This is a genomic window from Pseudomonas sp. B2M1-30 (assembly GCF_025447575.1).
GTDB lineage: Bacteria > Pseudomonadota > Gammaproteobacteria > Pseudomonadales > Pseudomonadaceae > Aquipseudomonas > Aquipseudomonas botevensis.
On record NZ_JAOEJT010000014.1, the window covers coordinates 169,523 to 184,589 of the forward strand.

The window sequence follows — 15,067 nt, forward strand, 5'->3', positions numbered from 1 at the left end:
CATCGCGTCCCCGAAGGACAGTGATCGCGCGTCGAGGTTCGATCGGGCGGGCAGGTCATCGGGGGCGGACGGACATCCTTGCACAGCCGACTCGTTCAGTCAGTCACCGTGTGTAACGGATGGCCCGACCGACCGTCTTCGCGAACAAGCCCGCTCCCACGCTGGAGTGTGTTGCCGTAGAGTGGTGCGCTATCGATATTCACTGAAGGCCGGTTCATGACGCAGTTCTACGATGCACGGGGCAATCTCTACGGGGTGGTTTCGCCGCAGGCGTTACGCGAAGCAGGGATTGATTTGCCCGTCAGCGCCGCCGAGTGTGCAGCATTGCGGCAGGCCTGGAGCCTGGCCGCCGTGGCTCATTGCTGCGACTGGCCCGAGGGGCAGCGGCCCGTGGGGGCCAAGGCCCATCGCAGCGATGGTTTGCTGGTCGGCCCGTTTCAGTCATCGCTGCCGTTCGATGTGTTGATCGTCAACACCGATGGCACGCTCGCCGAGCGCAGCGGCAACGGTCTGACGATCTTTTCCCAGGCGCTGCTTGAGCAAGGGTTGATGCCGCAAGAGGGCGCGTCGTTGCAGGTGCATCACGACAAGGCTGACGCACTGTCGCCGGTGGCGACTTCGGTCAAACCGGCGCAGGTCGCGGATGTGCAGGGTTTCTGGCTCGACCTCGGCCAACCCGGTTTCGGCCCGGAGGCTGTCGGCGCGCACAATGTTGCAACGGTGACGCTGGAGAATTGCCAGGTGAGCCGCGTCCAGCCATTGGCGCAACTCGACGCGGCCTGGGGCCACAGCCAATTCGTGCGCATCGGCAATCCCCATTGCGTCACGCTGGTGAGTGACGTCGCCGCGCTGCCGAGCAATGAGCAAATGCGCACAGCGGCGCTGAGCGAGGGCCTGACCCGGATCGCCTACGCCATGCCGACGGGCAGCGGCCAGCCGTGTCCGGCCGGGGTCAACCTGCAATGGGCCATGCGCGAAGCCCTTCAACGCATCGTCGCGCGGGTGTTCGAGCGCGGCGAAGGGCCGACGGCGTCATCCGGCACCAGCGCCAGCGCGGTGGCGTGCGCGGCCTGGCGGGTCGGTTGGGTGGCCGCCGGAGAGGTGCACGTGGTGATGCCCGGCGGGACGGCGCCGATTCTGCTGGAAGAGTCGGAGGGGCAACTGGTGCGCGTCAGACTGTTCGGTACGGCGCGGTTGATTGGCTGAGGCCTACAATCGCGACACATCAATCAGATCTGCGCACCACTGAACTCCACCACCGGCATCTGCCGTTTCATCAGCACCTTGCCCGCGCGGATCGAATACAGCGGCAGGCCCTGGCTGCGGATCACTTCGTAATCGCTGTCCGCCGACAGGATCAGCAGGTTCGCCGGGCGCCCCTGTTCCAGCCCGTAACGCTCACCCAGGTGCAGGGCCTTGGCGCTGTTGTCGGTCACCAGATCCAGCGCACTTTGCAGGTTGCGATAACCGAGCATGTGGCAGATGTGCAACCCGGCCTCAAGCACCCGCAGGATGTTGCCATTGCCCAGCGGATACCACGGATCGACGATCGAGTCCTGGCCGAAACACACGTTCATGCCGGCTTCGAGCAACTCGTTGACCCGGGTCACGCCACGGCGTTTCGGGAAGTTGTCGAAGCGCCCCTGCAGGTGAATGCTTTCGGTCGGGCAGGAGACAAAACTGATCCCCGAATGGCCGAGCAGGCGGAACAGCTTGGCGCAGTAGGCGTTGTCGTAGGAACCCATCGCCGTGGTGTGACTGGCGGTGACGAGGGCGCCCATGTCGCGGCTGCGCGCCTCTTCGGCCAGCATTTCGAGGAAGCGTGAATGCGGGTCGTCGGTTTCGTCGCAATGCACGTCCACCAGGCAACCGGTGCGTTCGGCCAGGTCCATCAGGAACTTCACTGAACTGACGCCCTGATCGCGGGTGTACTCGAAATGCGGAATGCCGCCGACCACATCGGCGCCCATGCGAATGGCTTCTTCCATCAGCTCGCGGCCGTTGCGGAACGACTCGATGCCTTCCTGAGGGAACGCGACGATTTGCAGGTCGATCAGGTGCCGGGTTTCTTCGCGCACTTCGAGCATGGCCTTGAGCGCGGTGAGTTGTGGGTCGGTGACGTCGACGTGGGTGCGCACATGCTGGATGCCGTGGGCGGCCAGCGCCTGAATGGTCTTCTTGGCGCGGGTCTTGGTGTCTTCTTCGGTGATGGTGACCTTGCGTTCGCCCCAGCATTCGATGCCCTCGAACAGGGTGCCGCTCATGTTCCACCGCGGCTCGCCGGCGGTCAGGGTGGCGTCGAGGTGGATGTGCGGTTCGACGAAGGGCGGCACCACCAGATTGCCGCCGGCATCGAGGTCGTCGGGGCCGAGGGTCGGGGCTTCGGTCTGACGCGCGATGCTGCGGATCAGGCCGTCTTCGAGGTGTAACTCGTGCAAACCGTCCTGGTTGCGCAATCGGGCGTTGATGATGTGCATCGGGCGAATCCTTTTATAGATCTTGTAGAGGGGCGGCCGCGTTGCGGGCGCCGAGCAGGCCGGTCACTGCGATATACGTTAACGCGGCAACGGCGATGCCGACCAGCGGCGCGACCCACGGCGAGCCGAACGCAGCGAAGGTTCCGGCCGCGTAAGCCGCCAGCCCCGGCCAGTTGAACGCGGGTAACCGTGCGTCGGCCAGACGCGGATAACGCCCGCGCCAGCGGAAGAAAAAGTCCGCCATGATCACGCCGCCAATCGGCGGGATTACCGTGCCGAGCAGGATCAGATAAGGCACCAGCATGTCGTACATGCCCAGCAGCGCGAGCGCCGTGCCGATCACGGCACCCGCCAGGGTCACGGTCTTGCGGCGACCGGTGCGCAGCAGGTTGCAGCCGGCGACGGCGAAGTTGTAGATGGTGTTGTCTTGGGTGCTCCAGATGTTCAGTAACAGCATCGCCATCGCCGCCATGGCGAAGCCCTGTAACAGCAGCACTTCAACCACATCGGGTTGTTGGTAGACGATTGCGCCATAGGCGCCGATCAGCACCATCAGGCCGTTGCCGATGAAAAAACCGATCAGGCTGGCCAGTACCGCGACCCGCGCCGAACGGGAAAAGCGCGTCCAGTTGGTGGCCTGGGTTGCACCGCTGACGAAGGTGCCGAACACCAGCGTGATGGCGGTCGACCAGTCCAGCGAACCCGTCGGTACGACGCTGAGCAAACCGTCGAGGCCACCGACTTTCACGGTCGCCACCCACATCGACAGCATCAGCAGCAACATCATCGCTGGCACCGCGATGTACGACAGAATTTCCAGTCCGCGATAACCGACATACGCCGTGGCGCAGAACACCAGGCCGAACAGCACCATCAGCCCCAGTACCGTGGCTTCATTCAGATCGAAATACTTGCCCAGCACCACCGCCGCCGTCGCGGTGCCCCAGGCGTACCAGCCGATCTGGGTGAACCCGAGGATCAGGTCGCTGAGCTTGCTCCCCACTTCACCGAAACAAAATCGCCCCATCAGCACCGAATTCAGCCCGCTCTTGAAGGCGATGTAACCCAGGCCTGCGGCGTACACGCCGAGCAGCAGGTTGCCGATGACGATGACGGCGAGCATTTCGCCGAAGTTGAATGCCACGCCCAGCTTGCCGCCGGCAAACATGGTAGCGGTGAAGAAGGTGAAGCCCAGCAGCACCATGGCCGTGGAGGCCAGACCTTTACGCGCGTGCATCGGCACTTCACTGAGGGGGTAATCGTTACCGGGATCGTTTTGCGTCATGGGGGCGTTCCTTGCTGGAAGGGGGAGGACGCGAAGAGGTTGCAGCGGTCGTGCCAGTCACGGATTGACGGGATTATGTATAGACGAGGTGGCGGATTTGGCGCGAAAGCGGTGCGCCTGCACACACCCAGGCACAATGTGGGAGCCAGCCAGCCAGCCAGCCAGCCAGCCAGCCAGCCAGCCAGCTGGCGATGGCGTTGTGTCATACAACACAAATGCTGGATGTGCCGGCCCTGTCGCCAGCAGGCTGTCTCCCGCGGGTCATTTTGGGGTCAGAGGAACCGCAGCAGGGCGGCGACGATGGCCTCGGGTGCATCTTCCTGCACCAGATGCCCGGCATTCGGGATCGGGTGAAATTGCGATGCGGGAATCATCTTGTGCAACTCGCGTCCTCGCTCAATGGGAATCCACTGATCGTCCTCGCCCCAGAGAATCTGCACCGGACAGCGGATCGTCGGGTACAGCGGCTGCACTTGCAGCGTGTAGCGCTGATCCATCTGCGCAATCTGCCGGTAGAACGCCGCTTGCCCCGGATCGCCCAGCCACGGCTGCACATAGGGCGTCAGTTCCTCATCGGGAATATTCCGGTGAATGGCCCCGCCAATGTAGGTCGGCACGATGGCGCGCTGGATGTAATCCGGCAGGCCGCTGAACGCCGCCTCATGCTCGCGCACGTGCTGCACGAACGGCGAACCCCAGGGCGTCAGCGCAACCGGATCGATCAGAGTGAGGCTGCGGTAATCCTTGCCGTTGAGCAGATGGGTGCGCAGGACGGTGGCGCCACCGAAGTCGTGGGCAACCATATCCGGGCGTTGCAGGCCCCAGTGCTCCAGCAACTGCGCGAGCAAATCGTTTTGCACACCGAGGGAGACATCGGCGTCCGGTTGCTCGGATTGTCCGTAGCCCAGCAGGTCGAAGTAATGCACCCGATGGGTGGCGAAAAAATGCGGCGCAATGCGGTGCCACACATAGGAAGAGAAGGGCGTGCCGTGCACGAACACCAGTGGCGGGCCGTCGCCGCGCACCCCGTGGCGAATCTGTCGCCCGTTGAAATCAAAGACCTGATCCAGCAGCCAGTCCGTCATGGGCCTGTCCTCTTGGCGGGTTCGAACCAAAAAGCATAGGCGTAAAAAAACAGCCTCGGGGGCTGTTCAATCAAACACTGAGGCGCCTTCTATCCCTGTGGGAGGAGCGTGCTCGCGAAGGCGCCGTGTCATGGCGCAGCGCTTTCGCGAGCAAGCTCGCTCCCACAGGGTGTTCAGGGACGTCTGGACGGGTTACTCGCCGCGATAGATGCAACCGCTGGTGCAGGTTTCGTGAATGCGGATCGCGCTCAGTTCCGGCAGCAGGGGCTTCAATTCATTCCAGATGAATTTGGCCAGCACTTCGCTGGTCGGGTTCTCAAGGCCCGGAATGTCGTTCAGGTAGTTGTGGTCCAGGCGCTCGTACAGCGGTTTGAAAATCGCCTTGATCTCGGAGAAATCGCGAATCCAGCCAGTGTGCGGATCGAGGTCGCCGCTCAGGTGAATCGCCACCTTGAACGAGTGACCGTGCAGGCGTCCGCACTTGTGGCCGTCCGGTACGTGGGGCAGGCGATGGGCGGATTCGAAAGTAAATTCCTTGAAGATTTCCACAGTATTTTCGGCTCTGTTCAGATGGCGTTCGCCGCAGCGATTCGGGCAGGCGGCGAGTTTACCAGCTTGTCTGCGGCGATGCGGGAAAACACTGACTAAAGGGTCAGCAAGCGCTCGGCGAGGCGACCGTTGGCGCTCAGTTCGAGAAACTCGTCGCCCAGGCGTCGGCTCTCGTCCATCGCCGCGCGCCAGTATTTCTGGCGGCTCGGCGCATCGCCCATGAAACGCTTGAAGTCGTTACGGTCGGGCAGTTTGCCGTAGGGCAGGCGCGCCAGGTATTCCTTGGAGGGGGCGAGTAGCAGCACGTCCTGCAAACGCTCCACCGATGCCCGTCGCCACGGCAGGGTCTTGTCGAACCAGCCGGGGATCACCCGATCGGTGAAGTGCGGATAGAGCACGATGCCGTCGCCGCTGTAGGGCAGGTCGAGGTGATAGTCCAGCAGACCGCCATCGCGGAAGGTGCCGGCACCGGCGCCCGGCAGGTCGCGCACGCCTTCCATGACCATCGGGATCGATCCCGAGGCCAGCAACGCCTGGCGCAGGTTGCCGGTGTCGAGGGCGATGAAGCGCGACGGAAAGTCATTCAGCGCATTGACCGGTGGCGCCAGGCGCGGGTCGTGGATGATCAGCCGTTCGAAGTGCCGTGACAGCCGCGAGCGGCCGCGCAGGTTGTCGGCGATCACCGAGCCCAGCGCCAGGCCAAGCCGGCCGCGATGATCGTCGGCCAGGCCGCCGTGGCTTTTGACCACCATGATGTTCAGGCGGTAATGGGCGTTGTCCAGCAGGACCGCGTCGCGGCCGTCGAGCAAGTCGTCGAGCATGCGCTGCGAACTGCGGCTGACTTCGCTGATGGTCACGCCTTTGTTGAAATTCTGCTCTGTGTACAGATGACCGAGGCGGCGGATGCCTTCGGCGGCGTCCGGCAGGCAGGCGCTGGCGAAGCGCCAGGAACCCACCGAGGCGCCGATCAGCGAGCGTTCCCGTGGCGCGCTTGGCAGCCATTCACCGAACAGCGCCAGGTCCAGCCCCTGGATCCCCAGCGCCTTCGGCCCGCCGGCGGCGCCGGGCAGGGTGCCGACGTCGGCGGCGTTCAGGCCCTGGGCACGGATGCGCGCCATGGCTCGTGGGCCGGCCTTGAGGGTGAGGGCGGGGAACTTGATGTGGATGGCGGTCATACCGGTCTCGATCGTTGGCAAGCGGAGGATTATAGATCCACGCCCTCTCCTGTGGGAGCGAGCGTGTTGTCATGACCAATGATGGCCATTCAGTTTCAGTTAAGTTCAGCCCGTTAAGGTGCCGGCCGTAGCGACACATAAAAATACGGAGACACCCCATGAAATCCCTGACTGCCCTGTCCATCGCCTCGATCATCGGTCTGACCGCCAGCCTCGCTCACGCCCGTGATCTTGGCCCCGACGAAGCCCTGCGCCTGCGCGACGCTGGTACTATCCAGTCTTTCGAGCAGCTCAATGCCACGGCGCTGGCCCGGCATCCGGGTGCGACGATCACCGACACCGAGCTGGAAGAGAAGTACGGCAAGTACCTCTACCAGATTGATCTGCGCGATCGTCAGGGTGTCGAGTGGGATCTGGAATTGGACGCGGTCAGCGGGCAGGTGCTCAAGGATCATCAGGATACGTAATGAAGGTTAATGCTCGCGCCTGCAGTCGGACTGCGTTGGCGCTTCTGTTTTTCTGCTCGCTGGTGGCGGCGCGCGACCTGGATCAGGACGAGGCCCTGCGTCTGCGTCAGCAGGGTGCGATTCTGCCGCTGGAGCAACTGCTCAAACAGGCGCTGGACCGCTATCCCGGCGCCAAACTGCTGGAGGCGGAGCTGGAAGAAAAGCACGACGTCTACATTTATGAGGTCGAGCTGCTGACGGTCGAAGGCGTGGTGCGCGAACTCGATCTGGAGGCCGCCACCGGCCGTTTACTCAAAGACAAGGAAGATTGACCGATGCGTTTGCTTCTGGTGGAAGACCATGTCCCGCTGGCCGACGAACTGATGGCCGGCCTGCAGCGTCAGGGTTACGCGGTGGACTGGCTGGCGGACGGGCGCGATGCGGTCTATCAGGGCAGCAGCGAGCCTTATGACCTGATCGTCCTCGACCTCGGCCTGCCCGGTGTGCCGGGGCTGGAGGTATTGGCGCAATGGCGCGCCGCCGGGCTGGCGACGCCGGTGCTGATTCTCACCGCGCGCGACTCCTGGGCCGAGCGCATCGAAGGCCTGAAGGCCGGTGCCGACGACTACCTGACCAAACCTTTTCACCCGGAAGAACTGCACCTGCGGATTCAGTCGCTGTTGCGCCGCTCCAAGGGCCAGGCCAATCAACCGACGCTCAAGGCTGCCGGTCTGCATCTGGATGAGGGGCGCCAGTGCGTCGTGCGCGACGGCGCGGACATTCAACTGACCGCCGCCGAATTTCGCCTGTTGCGCTATTTCATGCTGCACCCGGAACAGATCCTGTCGAAAAGTCACCTCGCCGAACACCTCTACGACGGTGAGACCGAGCGCGATTCCAACGTGCTCGAAGTCCACGTCAATCACCTGCGCCGCAAGCTCGGGCGCAGTGTGATCGAAACCCGTCGGGGCCAGGGTTACCGGTTCGGCGGGCAGACTTCGTGAGGTCGATCCAGCGCCGCTTGAGCCTGGGGCTGGTCAGCGTGATGGTGATCGTCGGTCTGGTGCTGGCGCAAACCAGTCTGTGGCTGTTCGAAATGGGTTTGCAGCGCTACCTCGAGGCAGGCCTGCGCAATGACAGCGAAAGCCTGCTGGTGGCGCTGGTCCGTGGCCCCCAGGGCCTGCAACTGGACGAGCGCCATTTGTCACCGGCCTATCAGCGGCCGTTTTCCGGGCATTATTTCCGTATCGATTTTGCCGAGAGCCACTGGCGCTCCCGTTCGTTGTGGGATCAGGACTTGCCGCTGCTCGACCATCCCGGCCTGCACAGCAACCTGCAATTAGGCCCGGACGGCCAGCAGTTGCTGGTGCTGCGTTCGGATTATCGGCGGCTCGGGCAGTCGATCTCGATCAGTGTGGCGCAGGACTACACGCCGGTGCGCGAGAGTTTCCAGCGCATGCGCCAGATCGGCTTGGGGCTGGGGCTGGCCGGCCTGTTGCTGATCCTGTTGCTGCAACGCGTCACCGTGCGCCGGGCGTTGCGTCCACTGGAAAAGGCTCGCGAGCAGATCGCGCAATTGCAACAGGGCCAGCGTTCGCAACTCGACGAGCAAGTGCCGGCGGAACTGGAGCCGCTGGTGGCGCAGATCAACCATTTGCTGGCGCACACCGAGGACAGCCTCAAGCGTTCGCGCAATGCGCTGGGCAACCTCGGGCATGCGCTGAAAACGCCGTTGGCGGTGTTGCTGAGCCTGGCGTCGAGCGAGCGGCTTGATTCTCATCCCGAGCTGCGCAGGATCCTCAAGGAACAACTGGAGCAGGTGCAACAGCGGCTCAATCGCGAACTCAACCGCGCGCGGCTGTCCGGCGATGCGCTGCCGGGGGCGCTGTTTGATTGCGACGCGGAGCTGCCGGGATTGCTCGCGACGTTGAACATGATCCATGGCGAGCACCTGGCGCTGAGCCATGTGGCGCCGCCGGGGCTGCAACTGCCGTGGGACCGCGAAGACCTGCTGGAACTGCTCGGCAACCTGCTGGACAACGCCTGCAAATGGGCGGATGCCGAGGTGCGCTTGAGTGTGACCGAGACGGCGCAAGGCTTTACCCTGAGCGTGGAAGATGACGGGCCGGGGATTCCCGAGGAGCAGCGAGCGCAGGTGTTCAGCCGGGGAGCGCGCCTGGATGAGCAGACTGACGGGCACGGGCTGGGGCTGGGGATTGTGCGGGATATCGTGGCGACGTGGGGCGGGGTTCTGGTGTTGGGCGAAAGCGAGTGGGGCGGGCTGAAGGTGGAGATCCAGCTGCCCCGGCGCTGAACCCGAAAGCCCCCTCACACCCGCCAATCGTGAATCAGACCCGGAACTGATCCATCAGGCTCTGCTGCTGATTCGCCAGGCTGTTGAGCGACTGGCTCACCCGCGCCGACTCATTGGCCTGACCCGACAGCGATTCGGTCACGTCGCGAATGGTCGCCACGTTGTTGTTGATCTCCTCGGCCACCGCGCTCTGTTCCTCGGCGGCGCTGGCGATCTGCAGGTTCATATCGCTGATCACCGTCACCGCATCGCCGATCTGGCGCAGGGCGGTCACCGCCTGGCCGACCTGCTCCACGCTGCCCTGGGCCTGGCGATGGCTGTTGCCCATCGAACCGACCACATCCTGAGTGCCGCTCTGCAACTGTTCGATCACCTGGCGGGTTTCTTCCACCGACTCCTGAGTGCGGCGGGCGAGGTTACGCACCTCATCGGCGACCACCGCAAAACCGCGTCCGGCTTCACCGGCGCGGGCGGCTTCGATGGCGGCGTTCAGGGCCAGCAGGTTGGTCTGCTCGGCGATGGCGCGGATGGTTTCCAGCACCGTGCCGATCTTCTCGCTGTTGGCGGCCAGGCCTTCGACCTGCACCATCGCCGCGCTCATGTCGGCGGCCAGGGTGTCGATGCTGTGGGTCGTGCGATCGATCACGGTCAGGCCCTGGCGGGTCGCGCGGTCGGCGTCCTTGGCGGCTTCGGCGGCTTGCGCGGCGCTGCGGGCGACGTCCTGGGCGGTGGCGCTCATTTCGTGGGACGCGGTGGCGACCTGATCGACCTGGCGGTATTGCTGCTCCATGCCGGCGCTGGTCTGGCTGGCGATGGCCGAGGACTGGTCGGCGGTGTTGCGTGCGTCCTGCACCGAGCGCTTCACCTCGGCGATGATCGGTTGCAGCTTGTCGAGGAAACGATTGAACCAGCCGGCCAGTTGACCGAGTTCGTCCTGCTTGTCGTAGGCCAGGCGCCGGGTCAGGTCACCTTCACCGCTGGCGATGTCTTCGAGCATGTGCGCCACGCCGAGGATCGGTCTGGTCACGCTGCGCGCCATCAGCCACACCAGCAGCAGGCCGAGCAGGGCGGCGAGGACGCCGAGGCTCAATTCGATCAGGGTGCCGGACGTGTTGCTGGCATCCAGTTGCTGCTTGAGCGCTTCGGCGCGGCTGACCAGGACTTTTTCCGGGACATCAAGCAACACGCCCCAGGACGGCCCGCCGGGAATCGGCTGGAACGGCGACAGCACTTTCAACTGGCCATCGCTGTGCAGGCTGCTGACGCTGCTGCCGGCTTTCAGACGTTGCAGCAGCTCGCTGCCGCTGATCTTGTCCACGGCATCCAGACGCTGGCTGAGTTTGCTGGCGTCCGGGCTGTAACCGGCGAGCAGGCCGACCGGGCTGATGATGCTGACGGCGGTCTGGCCGTCATACAGCTTCTTGCTGGCGCCCTGACTGATGGCCTGCAGGCTGTTGAGGTTGATGTCCACCGACAGCGAGGCGATGACTTTGCCGTTGACGGTCAGCGGGAACACGATGCTGGTCATCAGCACGTTCTGGCCGTCGATCACATAGAAGTAAGGTTCGATCACGCAAGGTTTGAGCGTGGTGCGCGGGCAGGTGAACCAGGCGTTGGCGGCCTGACCGCTGGGGCCGGTGCTGGTGTCGGCCATGTCGCTTTCCGGCAGTGCCATCGAGGTGACCTTGCCCGGCGTCGGTTGCGACCAGTACAGGGCGAAGCGGCCCTTGTCGTTGCTGCCCAGCTCGGCCTGGCCGGCGAACAGCTCATCCTTGCCGTCCAGCGCATTGGCTTCGAACACCAGCGACAGACCGAGCAGATCCGGGTTGGCTTGCAGCGCCGACTTGACCTGACGGGTCATGTCTTCACGCAGATCGAAGGCATCGAGGAAGCGTTTCTCGGCCTGTTCGCGCAGGAACAGCACCTGACGCGAGAAGCCGTGGCCGTACTGGTAGGCATCCATGAACTGCTGGCGAATGCCGGCCGCCTGCACTTCGCCCTGGGACTCGATGCGCGCCTGGGCCGACTCGGTGAGCATCTCCATGCTCGATGCCTTCACCAGCTCGGAACTGTGCTCCATGCGATACAGCGAAAGACCCACCAGTAGGGTCACGATGCCGGCCAGGCAGAGCCCGGCGAGCAGGGTGATTTTCCATTGGATGGAAAGTTGTCTGAGCGACATGGAGACGTCCTTATTCGATAAATATCTGAGACTTTGCACTGTAACGGCCGCGTTTGCGCTTTCTTTATGTTCGAAGCACAAGATGACGAATTGACGCACGTTTGTGACGTCTTCACCGATTGTTACATTGTGATTCGGCCGGTCACTTTGACACCGCCGCCACTCTGCGGCACAGTGCGCGCCCTTCTAATAAGACCCTCTATGCAAATCCGCTGACGGCCCTCGGGCGCTGTCGGGCGGACTCATCCTGTCTGGCGGTGAATTGCTCCATCGCAGTGTTTTTGAGGTAGTGAAATGAATGCAGTCATAGCTGCGGTCGGCGTCATGCTGATCCTCAGTCTATCCCGCGTGCACGTGGTGATCGCCTTGATCGTCGGCGCACTGGTCGGCGGCCTGACCGGAGGCCTGGGCATCGATGCCACGCTCAAGGCGTTCAACAGTGGCCTGGGCGGCGGGGCGACCGTGGCGTTGTCCTACGCCTTGCTCGGCGCTTTCGCCGTGGCGATTGCCAAATCCGGCCTGGCCCACGCCCTGGCCGACAAGGCCCTGGCGATGGTCGACCGGCAGCATTCGAGCGGTGGTGGCAGCGTCAAGTGGCTGCTCATCGGCCTGCTGTGGGTGGTGGCCATCGCGTCGCAGAACATCCTGCCGATTCACATTGCGTTCATTCCGCTGCTGGTGCCGCCGCTTCTCTATGTACTGACCAAGCTGCAACTGGATCGCCGGCTGATCGCCTGCGTCATGACCTTCGGCCTGATCACCCCGTACATGGTGTTCCCGGTAGGGTTCGGCAACATCTTTCTCAATCAGATTCTGTTGGCCAACGTCAGCAAGGCCGGGGTCGATATCAGTCAGATCAACGTCATGCACGCGATGGCCATTCCGGCGATGGGCATGGTGTTCGGCCTGTTGCTGGCAGTGTTCTTCAGCTACCGCAAGAAACGCGTCTACGACCTGGAAAAGATCGAGCAGGTGGAGCAGGTCAGTGTCGCCTACAACCCGAGGACCATCGGCATCGCCGGCCTGGCGATCGCGGCGGCGTTCATTATTCAGTTGCTGCTGGACTCGATGATTATCGGTGCGCTGGCCGGGTTTCTGATCTTCTCGGCCTCGGGGATCGTCAAGTGGCGCGAAACCGATGACCTGTTCACCGAAGGCATGAAGATGATGGCGATGATCGGCTTCATCATGATCTCCGCCTCGGGTTTCGCCGAAGTGCTCAAGGCCACCGGTGAGGTGCGCTCGCTGGTGGAAAGCGCGGCGGCGTGGATCGATCACAGCCAGGCGATTGGTGCGCTGCTGATGTTGTTGGTGGGATTGATGGTGACGATCGGCATCGGTTCGTCGTTCTCCACTGTGCCGATCCTCGCGGCGATCTTCGTGCCGCTGTGCGTGCAACTGGGCTTCAGCCCGATGGCGATTGTCTGCATCGTCGGCACCGCAGGCGCGTTGGGCGACACCGGCTCGCCAGCCTCGGACTCGACCCTCGGCCCGACCTCCGGTCTGAACATCGACGGCCAGCATCACCATATCTGGGACACCGTGGTGCCGACCTTCCTGCACTACAACCTGCCGTTGCTGGCGGCGGGCTGGGTGGCGGCGATGGTGCTCTAGACCTCAGCCCCTCGCTTTTGTGGGAGCAGACACAAACCCCCGGGCTCAACTTTTGGATTGGCGTGCCGTTAAAGCCTTTAACCACGCCAATAAAACCAAAAGAGTGAGCCCCCATGCGCCTGAGTCTCAAGGCTAAAGTCCTGTCCCTTGCCGTCCTTCCGGTGTTGCTCTTTGCGCTGGTGATCAGCCTGACCACGCTGTTCATCCTTCAGGAACAGGCGCACAAGGAGGTCGAGCAGACCCGTGAGCGTCTGCTGGGCGACGCCAAGGCCACCCTGCAAAGTTACGTCGCCGTGGCGATGACCACGATCAAGCCTCTGTACGATGCCGCCGCTCCCGGCGACGTCGCAGCGCGGGCGCAAGTGATCAAGCTGCTGTCGGGCATCAAGTACGGCAAGGACGGCTACTTCTTCGGCTACGACTCCGAGACCGTGCGCCTGTTCAAGGCCAACGACCCCGACGGCGTGGGCAAGAGCTTCAAGGACAATCGCGATCCGAATGGCGTCTACGTCAACCGCGACCTGGTGAAGGTGGCGAAGGACGGCACTCACTACCTGCAATACAGCTCGCCGCTGCCGGGCAATGCGCAGGTGCTGGTGCCGAAACTCGGCTACACCGAATACCTGGCGAAGTGGGACATGGCCGTGGGTACGTCGGTCAACCTCGACGGCATCGAAGCGCAAGTGGCGCTGGTTGAGGCCCAGGTGCAGGAACGCATGCAAGGCGTGGTGTTGAGCATCGTTGGCGTGGCCGTGGTGGTGCTGTTGGTGATTGCGGCGGCGGGGCTGCTGCTGGCCAATACCATCCTGCGTCCTTTGCATCTGATGAAAGCCAATCTCGACGACATTGCGGCGGGCGAGGGCGATCTGACCCGACGCCTGGCTATCACCAGCCAGGACGAACTCGGCGACCTGGCCGGTTCGTTCAACCGTTTCGTCGACAAGATCCATGGTCTGGTGCGCCAGATCAGCGAGATGACCACGCAACTGACCGGACTGGTGACGCAGGTCTCGGATCAGGCCCAGCGCTCCGACCAGGCCATGGAACGCCAGCGCCACGAGACCGATCAGGTGGCAACGGCGATCAACGAGATGTCGGCCGCCGCCCAGGAAGTGGCGAAAAGTGCGCAAAACGCGGCAGTCGCCGCACGCCAGACCGATGAAGAGGGCCAGGCGGCCAAGCGCGTGGTGGCCGGCAGCATTCAGCAGATTCATGCGCTGGTGGACGACATTCGCAACAGCGGCGTGTCCCTCGACAGCCTGCAGCAGGATGTGTCGTCGATTGTCGGTGTGCTCGGGGTGATCCGTTCGATCGCCGAGCAGACCAACCTGCTGGCGCTGAACGCCGCGATCGAAGCGGCGCGGGCCGGTGAGGCCGGGCGTGGTTTTGCCGTGGTGGCCGATGAGGTGCGGGCGCTGGCCAGTCGGACGCAGATCAGCACCCAGGAAATCCAGGGCATGATCGATCGGTTGCAGGCCGGCACCCAGTCGGCGGTGGATGCGATGCGCCGTTCCAGTGAGGCCGGTGACGGGACTTCGGCGCAGGCCAATCAGGCGGGCGCGTCGCTGGATGCGATGGCTGAGCTGATTGCGACGATCAATTCGATGAATGCGCAGATTGCCAGTGCTGCCGAGGAGCAGACGGCGGTGGCTGAGGAGATCAATCGCAGCGTGCATCAGATTGCGGTGGCGGTGGATAGCGTTGCCGATGAGACCCAACTGGGGGCGCAGACTTCGCGGAGTCTGGCTGAGTTGGGGCAGGGGTTGGGGCGGTTGGTTGGGCAGTTTCGTATTTAGCCTTGGCGGGCTTGGCGGCCTTTGGGCCGGCCAGGCTCTTTGGGGTTTTGGGTGAATATCCGTTTTTTGGGTGTTGCGGCTGGCGGTTTCGCCCTTACGGCGAGTCACCTTTTTCAGACGCCAAAAAGGTAACCCAAAAGGCTT

The 15,067-nt window shown here is 63.4% G+C and carries 13 protein-coding genes; 7 read left to right on the top strand and 6 right to left on the bottom strand.

Annotated features, from left to right (window positions below):
• Positions 1–216 precede the first annotated feature (216 nt).
• On the top strand, positions 217–1,206 hold the full coding sequence (locus N8H74_RS24110) for a diaminopimelate epimerase (protein WP_262150850.1): 990 nt from the start codon (positions 217–219) through the stop codon (positions 1,204–1,206).
• Positions 1,207–1,229: 23 nt separating this feature from the next.
• On the opposite strand, the gene codA is transcribed toward N8H74_RS24110, so the two are convergent.
• The 5 genes from codA to N8H74_RS24135 all read right to left on the bottom strand — a co-directional run bounded on the left by codA (position 1,230) and on the right by N8H74_RS24135 (position 6,571).
• Positions 1,230–2,477, bottom strand: coding sequence for a cytosine deaminase (gene codA, locus N8H74_RS24115; RefSeq protein WP_262150852.1), 1,248 nt, complete (start codon positions 2,475–2,477; stop codon positions 1,230–1,232).
• Positions 2,478–2,490: 13 nt separating this feature from the next.
• A complete protein-coding gene (gene codB, locus N8H74_RS24120) occupies positions 2,491–3,762 on the bottom strand; it encodes a cytosine permease (protein WP_262150854.1) in 1,272 nt (423 codons plus the stop codon).
• A 272-nt stretch (positions 3,763–4,034) separates the two neighbouring features.
• Positions 4,035–4,847, bottom strand: a complete 813-nt coding sequence (locus N8H74_RS24125) for an alpha/beta hydrolase (protein ID WP_262150856.1) — start codon at positions 4,845–4,847, stop codon at positions 4,035–4,037.
• Between the two features lie 192 nt (positions 4,848–5,039).
• Positions 5,040–5,396 (bottom strand): 6-carboxytetrahydropterin synthase QueD, encoded by a 357-nt coding sequence (gene queD / locus N8H74_RS24130; RefSeq protein WP_007955941.1) that lies wholly within the window; start codon positions 5,394–5,396, stop codon positions 5,040–5,042.
• 95 nt (positions 5,397–5,491) lie between these two features.
• Positions 5,492–6,571 (bottom strand): patatin-like phospholipase family protein, encoded by a 1,080-nt coding sequence (locus tag N8H74_RS24135; protein ID WP_262150859.1) that lies wholly within the window; start codon positions 6,569–6,571, stop codon positions 5,492–5,494.
• A 158-nt stretch (positions 6,572–6,729) separates the two neighbouring features.
• On the opposite strand from N8H74_RS24135, the gene N8H74_RS24140 reads away from it, so the two are divergent.
• From N8H74_RS24140 to N8H74_RS24155, 4 genes are read left to right on the top strand one after another with little or no spacing between them, the layout of a single operon-like run.
• Positions 6,730–7,038: a PepSY domain-containing protein gene (locus tag N8H74_RS24140; RefSeq protein WP_217831664.1), complete on the top strand. Its 309-nt coding sequence runs from the start codon at positions 6,730–6,732 to the stop codon at positions 7,036–7,038.
• A complete protein-coding gene (locus N8H74_RS24145; RefSeq protein WP_217831665.1) occupies positions 7,038–7,349 on the top strand; it encodes a PepSY domain-containing protein in 312 nt (103 codons plus the stop codon). The genes N8H74_RS24140 and N8H74_RS24145 overlap by 1 nt, the downstream gene beginning before the upstream one ends.
• A gap of 3 nt (positions 7,350–7,352) precedes the next feature.
• On the top strand, positions 7,353–8,021 hold the full coding sequence (locus N8H74_RS24150; protein ID WP_262150861.1) for a response regulator transcription factor: 669 nt from the start codon (positions 7,353–7,355) through the stop codon (positions 8,019–8,021).
• On the top strand, positions 8,018–9,331 hold the full coding sequence (locus tag N8H74_RS24155) for an ATP-binding protein (RefSeq protein ID WP_262150863.1): 1,314 nt from the start codon (positions 8,018–8,020) through the stop codon (positions 9,329–9,331). The genes N8H74_RS24150 and N8H74_RS24155 overlap by 4 nt, the downstream gene beginning before the upstream one ends.
• A gap of 34 nt (positions 9,332–9,365) precedes the next feature.
• Here the strand turns inward: N8H74_RS24155 and N8H74_RS24160 are convergent, their stop codons facing one another.
• On the bottom strand, positions 9,366–11,513 hold the full coding sequence (locus N8H74_RS24160; RefSeq protein ID WP_262150865.1) for a methyl-accepting chemotaxis protein: 2,148 nt from the start codon (positions 11,511–11,513) through the stop codon (positions 9,366–9,368).
• Between the two features lie 294 nt (positions 11,514–11,807).
• Here N8H74_RS24160 and N8H74_RS24165 point away from each other — a divergent pair, with 294 nt between their 5' ends.
• Both N8H74_RS24165 and N8H74_RS24170 read left to right on the top strand, forming a co-directional pair.
• Positions 11,808–13,127, top strand: coding sequence for a Na+/H+ antiporter NhaC family protein (locus N8H74_RS24165; protein ID WP_262150867.1), 1,320 nt, complete (start codon positions 11,808–11,810; stop codon positions 13,125–13,127).
• Positions 13,128–13,240: 113 nt separating this feature from the next.
• Positions 13,241–14,923: a methyl-accepting chemotaxis protein gene (locus N8H74_RS24170; protein ID WP_262150868.1), complete on the top strand. Its 1,683-nt coding sequence runs from the start codon at positions 13,241–13,243 to the stop codon at positions 14,921–14,923.
• Positions 14,924–15,067: the final 144 nt, after the last annotated feature.